At 57.9% G+C, this 1614-nt stretch carries 2 protein-coding genes and 1 pseudogene; all 3 read left to right on the forward strand.

Annotated elements, in window-relative coordinates:
- The coding region (locus tag P7F28_RS07660; RefSeq protein ID WP_277183920.1) for a methyl-accepting chemotaxis protein at window positions 1-880 on the forward strand (880 nt) is incomplete at its 5' end.
- 73 nt (window positions 881-953) lie between these two features.
- Window positions 954-1403 carry a DUF2501 domain-containing protein gene (locus P7F28_RS07665; protein ID WP_277183921.1) on the forward strand — a complete coding sequence of 150 codons (450 nt, stop codon included), beginning with the start codon at window positions 954-956 and terminating at the stop codon, window positions 1401-1403.
- Between the two features lie 20 nt (window positions 1404-1423).
- Window positions 1424-1614: pseudogene (locus P7F28_RS07670) on the forward strand (EamA family transporter); the annotation flags it as partial.

A 1614-nucleotide genomic window follows, 5' to 3' on the forward strand; every position in this document is an offset into this window, starting at 1 on the left:
GATCGTGCGCAATATGGATCGCAATGGCGTGATTTGTCTCGATGTCGGCAATCTGTCCGTCACCGCGCCCACGGCGAAAGCGCTCAGGCAGGCCGTGCAAAAGATGTCGCATGCGATGAACGAAGTGCGTGAAGTGGCCAACTCGATCGCCACGGCATCGTCGGAAATTGCATTGGGCAATACCTATCTCAGTCAGCGTACTGAACAGCAGGCCACGAGTCTTCAGCAGACGGCTGTATCGATCGCGCAGATCACGGGTTCGGTGCGCGATACTTCGCAGACCGCAGAACAGGCTACGCATCTCGCGCAAACTGCATCGACGGTGGCCTCGGAAGGCGGTAGCGCGGTCGGCCGCGTGGTGGCGACCATCAAGGATATTTCGCTGGCCTCGGAGCGGATTGCAGTGATCAGTTCGGTGGTGGACACCATTGCGTTTCAGACCAAGATTCTCGCGTTGAATGCTGCGGTGGAAGCCGCGCGCGCGGGACATCAGGGACGCGGCTTCGCGGTGGTCGCAACGGAAGTGCGCTCGCTCGCACAACGTTCCGCCAATGCGGCCAAAGAGATCGAGAAGCTGATCGAAGACAGCACCGGCAAGGTTGATACAGGCGTGAATCTCGTCGCCGATGCAAAGAGCAGTATCGAACATGTCGTCACGCATACGCAGCAGATGTGCGAGTTGATTGGCACGATCTCGCTCGCAAGCGGTCAACAAACAGGCGGCATTTCGCAGGTCTGCAACGCCGTTCAGCAACTCGATGAAGTGACGCAACAGAACGCGGCGCTGGTCGAACAAAGCGCTGCTGCAACAGACAGCCTGAGGGATCAGACACTGCGTTTAAAGGGCGTGGTCGATCAGTTCATTCTCGCCGCTGAATGATTCGGGCGCATCACGCTTATGCACGCTATGAACGGAAACCCACTATATTAGGAACTCTTTTCGGGAGGGTTCCATGTATTCGTTGAAACGTGTTCTACCGGCCTGCGTTGTTTCAGTGGCCGCACTATTCGCGATGCCGGTCGCTCATGCGCAACTCGGCAATCTCCTCAATCAAGGCGGCAGCAACAGTAGCGGCGGATCGGCCCTCGGCAGTCTGGGCGGCCTTGCTGGCGGTTCGTCCTTGTCGTCGCTTACATCGAGCAGCACGGGCAATGTGGCAGGCGTGCTCGGCTTTTGCGTCAAGAACAACTATCTCGGCGGTGATGCATCGTCCGTGAAAGATGGCTTGATGAGCAAGCTGGGTGGTTCGTCATCGAGCGATAGCGGCTATACGGATGGCTCGAAAGGCATTCTGGACAGCGGCGATGGCAAGAAGCTCGATCTGAGCGGCGGCGGCATCAAGGAGCAGATCACCAAACAGGTATGCGACAAGATTCTTGCGCAAGGCAAGTCCTTGCTGTGAGCCAGGCGTAAGTCATTTCCATGACAACGCGCTTTGGTCCGATCTTCACGGCGCTCGCCGCTGCCGCATTGTTCGGCGGCGCGACGCCGTTAGCGAAAGCATTGCTCGGGTCGATCTCACCGTTTCTCGTTGCAGGGCTGTTCTATCTCGGCAGTGGATTAGGACTCGGTATCGCGATTCTCGTCCGGCGTGTGTATTCGCGAGAGACGCG

The organism is Caballeronia sp. BR00000012568055, from assembly GCF_029439455.1.
Classification (GTDB): Bacteria; Pseudomonadota; Gammaproteobacteria; order Burkholderiales; family Burkholderiaceae; genus Caballeronia.

Coding starts and splice junctions, on each gene's coding strand:
- P7F28_RS07665 (WP_277183921.1), top strand. CDS start 954: ATGTATTCGTTGAAACGTGTTCTACCGGCCTGCGTTGTTTCAGTGGCC.